The 6,765-nt window shown below is 47.8% G+C and carries 7 protein-coding genes, 1 tRNA gene and 1 pseudogene; 6 read left to right on the top strand and 3 right to left on the bottom strand.

All coding sequences use genetic code 11. From position 1 onward, the window contains the following. The 4 genes and pseudogenes from P8O70_18895 to P8O70_18880 all read left to right on the top strand — a co-directional run. Positions 1 to 748 (top strand): aminopeptidase N C-terminal domain-containing protein (locus P8O70_18895; GenBank protein MDG2198907.1); only part of this gene is annotated, 748 nt, incomplete at its 5' end. After that, positions 745 to 1,398: pseudogene (locus tag P8O70_18890) on the top strand (histidine phosphatase family protein). The gene P8O70_18895 and the pseudogene P8O70_18890, both read left to right, overlap by 4 nt. A 3-nt stretch (positions 1,399 to 1,401) precedes the next feature. Further along, positions 1,402 to 1,806 (top strand): HIT family protein, encoded by a 405-nt coding sequence (locus P8O70_18885; protein MDG2198906.1) that lies wholly within the window; start codon positions 1,402 to 1,404, stop codon positions 1,804 to 1,806. Positions 1,807 to 1,842: 36 nt separating this feature from the next. Beyond that, positions 1,843 to 2,748 (top strand): hypothetical protein, encoded by a 906-nt coding sequence (locus tag P8O70_18880; protein MDG2198905.1) that lies wholly within the window; start codon positions 1,843 to 1,845, stop codon positions 2,746 to 2,748. Between the two features lie 2 nt (positions 2,749 to 2,750). On the opposite strand, the gene fliR is transcribed toward P8O70_18880, so the two are convergent. From fliR to P8O70_18865, 3 genes are all read right to left on the bottom strand, one after another. Continuing rightward, a complete protein-coding gene (gene fliR, locus P8O70_18875; GenBank protein ID MDG2198904.1) occupies positions 2,751 to 3,536 on the bottom strand; it encodes a flagellar biosynthetic protein FliR in 786 nt (261 codons plus the stop codon). 19 nt (positions 3,537 to 3,555) lie between these two features. Next, complete coding sequence (locus P8O70_18870) at positions 3,556 to 4,014, bottom strand: TraR/DksA C4-type zinc finger protein (GenBank protein MDG2198903.1); 459 nt, start codon at positions 4,012 to 4,014, stop codon at positions 3,556 to 3,558. A gap of 133 nt (positions 4,015 to 4,147) precedes the next feature. Beyond that, positions 4,148 to 5,455, bottom strand: coding sequence for an RsmB/NOP family class I SAM-dependent RNA methyltransferase (locus tag P8O70_18865; GenBank protein ID MDG2198902.1), 1,308 nt, complete (start codon positions 5,453 to 5,455; stop codon positions 4,148 to 4,150). Positions 5,456 to 5,542: 87 nt separating this feature from the next. Between P8O70_18865 and fliM the strand changes: the two genes are divergently transcribed. Further along, the gene (gene fliM, locus P8O70_18860; protein MDG2198901.1) at positions 5,543 to 6,550 is read left to right on the top strand and encodes a flagellar motor switch protein FliM; all 1,008 of its coding nucleotides are present in this window, start codon (positions 5,543 to 5,545) and stop codon (positions 6,548 to 6,550) included. Positions 6,551 to 6,601: 51 nt separating this feature from the next. Then, positions 6,602 to 6,677 (top strand) — tRNA-Lys (locus P8O70_18855). Positions 6,678 to 6,765 lie beyond the last annotated feature (88 nt).

The raw sequence follows: 6,765 nt of genomic DNA, 5'->3' as shown, positions 1-6,765 counted from the left end.
CGCACAGTTCCAACCAATCTCACCGAATCAGCTCCGGGAGGCTCTCTGGGGGTTGCACGATGCATTGAGCAACCAACTTAGTGAGATTTGGCAGCAGAAATACGAAGAGTTCGTGCAACCACCTGCTGAGAGTTTAACTGCAGAAGCTATTGGAAAGCGCTGCTTCCGCAATCTTTGCATAGGTTACCTTGGAAGAAGTCAGGAAACCACTGTGGAAGCATTAGCTTTCCGACAATTTGAGCAAAGCCAAAATATGACTGAGGCTGTGGGTGCTCTGAATGTGTTGACTCATCAATCAGGCCCACTTCGTAATAGGGCATTGGAATCTTTTTATCAAAAGTGGCAGGACGACGCGTTGGTGTTGGACAAGTGGTTCAGGATTCAAGCCGCCTCGCGCAGAAAAAACGTACTTGATGAGGTTGATGGTTTACTGAAACATGAAAAGTTTAGTTATCGCACTCCAAACCGTGTGAGATCCTTGGTTGGTGGATTCAGTCAGGGTAATTTTTTCCGTTTTCATCAAGAAGATGGCAGAGGCTATCAATGGTTGGCCTTCCAAATTCAAGCGTTGGATAAGAGCAATCCCCAAGTCGCCGCAAGGTTGCTCACTCCATTGGTACGCTGGCAACAGTTCGCTGAACCATTTCAAAGCAAAATGCATCAAGTGCTTCAGCAAATCGCTAATACCACAGACCTGTCAAAGGATGTGTTTGAGATTGTCAGCAAGAGCCTGGGGGAATCTGCATGAGTTTACAAGAAGAATCCCTACCGACCAGGTTACTTTTGATCCGGCATGCCCAGACAGAGTGGAATATCCAACGACGATTTCAGGGGCATGGGGATAGTCCCATCACTGAAGAGGGGCAAAAACAGCTTCAACGCCTGAAATCCAGACTTGCTGGACTAGAATTTGATGTCGTCTATTCCAGTGATCTCAGGCGCACCATGGAAACCTCCCAAATGCTTTCCGGAAAACAGAGGGTCGAGGAACCACGTCTGAGAGAGCGAGGAGTAGGTATACTGGAAGGTTTGAATTTAGAGCAAATCATGGCGGATCATGCTGAAGCATTTCGAGTTTTTCGGTCAGGAGATAAAGACCATCAAATTGAGGGTGGGGAGAGCTTACAAAATGCCCTTAATCGAGCTTGGACATTTTTGTAGGAGATGCCTGAAAAACACAATGGTGCAGAGCTGGCAGCCGTCTCCCACGCTGGGCTGATTCGGCTGATTTGTAAACAGATTTTGGGTCTTGCGCTGGATGCTCCGAATTTTTTTCAGATCCCAAATACCAGTCTGACCCAACTCGTCTTTTCACCAAAAGATCTTAGATGGAGTCTTGAATGTTTGGCTGATACCACACATCTTCAGCCTGTTTTTGACCCTCTTGTAGTGAACTAATGCATGGCATCTATTTTCAGTCGTATCATTCAAGGTGAGTTGCCTTGTGAAAAAATTGATGAAACAGAGAATGAGATCTGTTTTCTCGACATCTCTCCATTCACTGAAGGGCACACTCTAGTGATTCCCAAGCGTGAAGTAGCGCGATTTGAGGAACTTCCTGAAACAGAAGCAATGAGTCTGATGCAGACGATGCAGCGAGTGGCTAAAGCGGTCTGCAAAGCTTATGGAGGTTCTGATTACAACATTGAGTTGAACAATGGATCAGATGCAGGCCAGGAAGTCCCTCATGTTCATTTTCACATCATCCCCCGTCCGGATGGACTGCGAGTTCCCAAGCTAGGGAAATATGCTGATGGGCAAATGGTGGAGGTAGGGGCACGCATACGAGCCTGTCTGGATAACTGAACGAATGAGGTCACTGCTTTTGGAGAACAACGCTAAATGTTGAGGCCATCTTCTCAAGTTCAGCAATTGGCAGCGGTCGACATTGGTAGCAAAGCTGTACGGATGGTTCTTGGCAATTTGAATTGCGAGGGAGATCTGCAAAATCAGCAGCGTTGGCGAGCTTTTCTCAGCCTAGGCGCATCAGTTTTCCGAGACCAATCCATTCCCACTGCTCAAATTCTTGCCCTACAGCAAGTCCTTCAATCTTTCCAAAACTCACTTCCGCAAGATACTCCTTTGTCTATTTCTGCGACAAGTGCTTTCCGCGAAGCCAAAAATAGAGATGAAGCCCACCAAGAATTAGCTAGACAAGGTTTTCAGATTCGGGTTTTGACTGGGTTGGAAGAAGCAGAGTTGATTCATCATCTCTTCAGACGACAATGGCCAGAGTTGTCTGGGACAACCCTGCACTCGGATTTGGGTGGAGGAAGCTTGGAATTGTCCTTGGAACAAGATACGCAACTGCTCTGGCAGGATAGCCTGCCACTCGGTGTCTTACGCGCTGGGAAAAAACTGGATTTATCCAGTCTTGAGGCCCTTACAGAACCCTTTGTAAAGGTAAGTCTGAGCCATCGCCAGTTAGTTGTGTCGGGAGGAAGCGCCCGGGAATGGGGCGAACAGCTCGTCTCAGAAGGGATTTTCTGTGCTCATGAGCCGGGACGAAGTATTTTCGAATATCAGTTCTTGCCTCTGAGAAAGGCAAAGACCAGATCAGCCAAAATCTTTTCCAGACTGATCGAGATGTGGAAACCGGAACAAGTCGTTATCCCCCGTATCGGCCTGAAAGAAGGATTGTTATTGAATTTGGCAGAGCAGCTAATTAGTGAGGAGTGCCGTTTTAGTTTGGGTAAAGAGGTTCCTGTGCTTCAAGTCAATCTGCCTCAAGCTGAAGTAGGTAGTTGAAACTACGGCAAACTCAACATCTGGATGGCTGCTAACATTTGATCATCGTAAAGTCCAAACATGATTCTGATCGCCTGAACCATGAAAGGCATCCCCAAAAGCAGGAAAATAAACCCCATCATTAATGTCAAAGGAAAGCCTACGACAAAGATCTGGATCTGAGGAACAGAGCGGGAAAGAAGCCCCAAAATCAAGTTTGTGATCAGGAGCGCAATGATGAGGGGGGCACCTAACTGAAAACCAATGGAGAAGATCCCTGAACTTAGCTGAATCATCATACTCGCCAAGTCATTACCCATGGTGGCCTGTCCCACAGGTATTAACTGGTAGCTTCTCACCATTGCCTGAATAACTAGTGCTGGGCCATTCAAGCTTAAGAATACCAGCGAAGCAATCAAGGTCTCCAGTTTAGACACCAATGATATTTGCTGCATTGAAGCGGGATCGAAAACGTTTGCAATGCTCAATCCCATCTGGAAGCCAGTCAGGGCTCCTGCAAACTCCACAGCAGCAAAGAGAATCTTACCAATTAGCCCAAGGGTTACACCAATCAACAGCTCACTAAAGACCAGCATCAAAAAATGGTGAATTTGCTCTGGAAGAACAGTGGGGGATGGCAGGAAGGGGTTTAGAATGAGGGAGAAAACTAGAATGATGACGATTTTGATCTGGGCGGGGATATTGGAACTGCCGAAAATGGGTGCAGTTGTCAATACCCCACCAACCCTGATCAATACAAGCAGGAAAACTAGAAGTTGCGAAGCATCATAGCTTAGCAGATTTGCCATGCTGGCGCCTGAATCCTAATTAGTCTCGATAGTTCCCAGCATAGTTGGTGTCTTCACTAAATCCGCTGACTCCACGATTTCGATTCGCACTTCGTTCCTGTTCCATTTGTGCTTCAAGGCTGAGTCGGGTGAAAGGAAGGGCCATTAGACGTTTCTTGCCAATCCACTGACCAGTTTCTTCGCACCAACCATACTCTCCACTGTCCATCCTCTGCAGAGCATCCTTGATCTGTTGTAGGCGCTCAATTTCTCTGCTTGCAATCAAGCTGTTCAGAGTTTGCTCCTGAGAAATGACGGAGTGATCTACCTCATCTCCGACCTCAAACTCTGTCTCTTCCTGTGTAGCGTTGAGCCGCTCTTCAATTTCCTCCATTTGGCTCAAAAGCATTGCCCGGATTTCCTGCATCTCCTCAGCAGCCATTGCTTCTTCGCTATCAATTTCGTCAGGGGTATCCAAGTCCTGCTCGTCCGTACTCATTTCTGGGTTCTCCTATAGAAATACAATTCAATGCGTTTTATTATGAGGGAGCACAAGGTCCTTCAGATTTTGGGCCAGTCGTGCAAAAGGGCTTAGGTTTTTACCATCTTTTTGTGGGGATGCAACACAAAATTTAGGATTTCTTTAAAATCGCCGCAGAAAAGCCCATCCAATGCCGTGAAGGGAGCAATTGCCAAAAACCTTTTTGTGTTTCTTTAATCCCTCCGGGTAGCTCTCTCCATGGAATCGACTGTAGCCCAAGTTCCCCAGATAATTGCAACGGCAACTGGGTTTCTTCTGGTTCCAGTGAGCAGGTTGAGTAGGCAATCCACCCCCCCTTTCTGACCGCTCGTGCTGCTTCTTTGAGAAGTTTCTCCTGAAGTTCTGTCTGTCGCAACAAACTCTTTAGATCTTCCACCCATTTGATGTCTGGACTTTTCCTGATGGTTCCAGTTGAAGAACAAGGAACATCCAGTAGGATACCATCCATTGATCCGCTGGGGAAAGGCAGCCGTGTCCCGTCGGACTGCAACATGCAACCAGCTCGATTGAGTCTCTGCAAATTCTGGTGGACTTTCTTCAAGCGAGAAGCAGAGACATCATTCAGCAGAAATTGACCTGGATAGTTTTGGGACAGTTGAAGCCCTTTTCCACCTGGAGCACAGCAAACATCCAGAATCTTTCCTTCCAGAAATGGTCTGATGGATTGGCAGAAGGAATAAGAAGAGGCATCTTGGGCATAGATCATTCCTTCCTTGGCGATCGCTGTGTTCCAAACTCCCTGGCTCTTCTGCAGGACTGTCAATTCTGGGAAGACATGGTGCGCTTCCCAATCAATTTCGATGGCCTCAAGCTGTTGACGAATCGAAGCGATATGTTCAACTCGGTTCGGAGCCAAGGTCAAATTGGGCAATAGGTTGTTGGCTTCACAAATTTGCTCTGTGGCCTCTGTACCATAACGTTTGGTCCAGCGCTCCACCATCCAATCCGGATGAGAGGTCCTGGTGGAAAGTGGCCTCTGTGCTGGCTGCAATAACCCTGATTGTAAATCTCGCTGCAACTGGCGAAGGATTGCATTGACCAGACCGGTTCGGGCTTCCAAACGATGTATTCGCACCAATTCAACCGCTTGATGGATTGCATGGTGCTGCTTCGAACTGCGCAGAAAAATCAGCTCGTAGGCCCCAATCAGCAAGATTCCTTGCAACACATCCTGAAGCTTGGACCACGGAAGTCGACACCGATCCTGAACCTCAGCCTGGAGCCAGCGGTGGTGGCGTAACACTCCCTGCAACAAGTGTGTTTGGTGTCGGTTCTCTTCACTTGGGCTGAATTCTGCCTGCCGAAATAACCGCTGGTTTCTTTGTTTCTTGAATTGAAGATAACTGCGCAAGGCCAGCAATTGTGGGGATTGGGGACTATTTTTTGATGGATGACTCATGAAGAAATCTCAGGGAGTGAACGCTATTTGCATCATTGTCCAGCAACATTAGAACCCAGATCCCTCAACGTCAAATAAAAGTAAGCCATGGGAGCCGTTCTTAACCAAGATGAGGTAGATGCGCTGCTGCGCGGTGTGTCCGGTGATGACATGGACATGGATGATGAAGAGGATGAGTACGACCCGGAGGAAGTCGTCCCCTTTGACCTGACCGCTCAGGATCGGATTATCCGTGGTCGTATGCCGACCCTGGAAATCATTCATGACCGCTTTGTCCGACTATTCCGACTAACGCTCTCCAATGCATTGCGCAAGGTCGTCGATATCAGCGTACGCTCAACGGAACTAATCAAGTTCGGTGAATTCCTGAAGACACTTCCGGTGCCTTCGTCCATGAACCTCTTTCGGATGACACCGTTACGAGGCAATGCGATTCTGGTGCTGGAGACTCGTCTGGTCTTCACCCTGATCGATTTGTTCTTTGGTGGAAATGGGGAACTGGAGATCAAGTCCGAGGGAAGAGATTTCACGGAGATCGAAGCAAGAATGATCAAGAGGGTCACGGTGAGCGCCCTTGAAGATCTACAGAGCTCATGGCGTCCAGTATTCCCGGTGCAGATCAACTACACCCGAGCGGAGACCAACCCTCAGTTCGTGGCAATCGTTCCTCACAGCGAAATCGTGATCGTTGTCACCTTCGACGTGGAAATCGGGCGGGCTCCCATGGCTATTACGCTCTGTGTACCGTACTCCATGATTGAGCCCATTCGGACCCGTTTGAACGCTGGCTTCCAGAGCGAACAGGACGAAAAAGACAACACTTGGAGCAATCGTTTCAAGAAAAATCTAAATCAGACCCACGTTGAGATGGTTGCCCAATTAGGTGAAACCCAGATGTCAGTTCGAAACTTCCTCAACCTTGAGGTAGGTGACCTGATCACGCTTGAGCACGAAGTCCAGCATCCCATCGGTCTTCTCGTCAATGGTGTGCAAAAGTTCTCAGGTTACCAAGGCTCTTACAAGGGCCACAAAGCCATCAGCGTAGAAGAGTTGGTCTATGTGCCACCAGCCGTCGATGAAATGTTGGTGATGTAACTCCTTGACAAGAAAGATCACTCTACACTATCATAATTGATTAGTTTGAGCGGGCTGATAGCTCAGTTGGTAGAGCATCTGACTTTTAATCAGGTGGTCCAGGGTTCGAGTCCCTGTCAGCCCACCAACAAAAACAATTACTTAGGCACTGATCAAATTCTAGAAACCTTCGTAATTGTTCCTGCAGGCTCAAAATAGGCGCACTTCGAAAATAA

The organism is SAR324 cluster bacterium (assembly GCA_029245725.1).
GTDB lineage: Bacteria > SAR324 > SAR324 > SAR324 > NAC60-12 > JCVI-SCAAA005.
The sequence above is the reverse complement of the archived record's forward strand: the minus strand, read 5'-3'. Positions and strand labels throughout refer to the sequence as shown.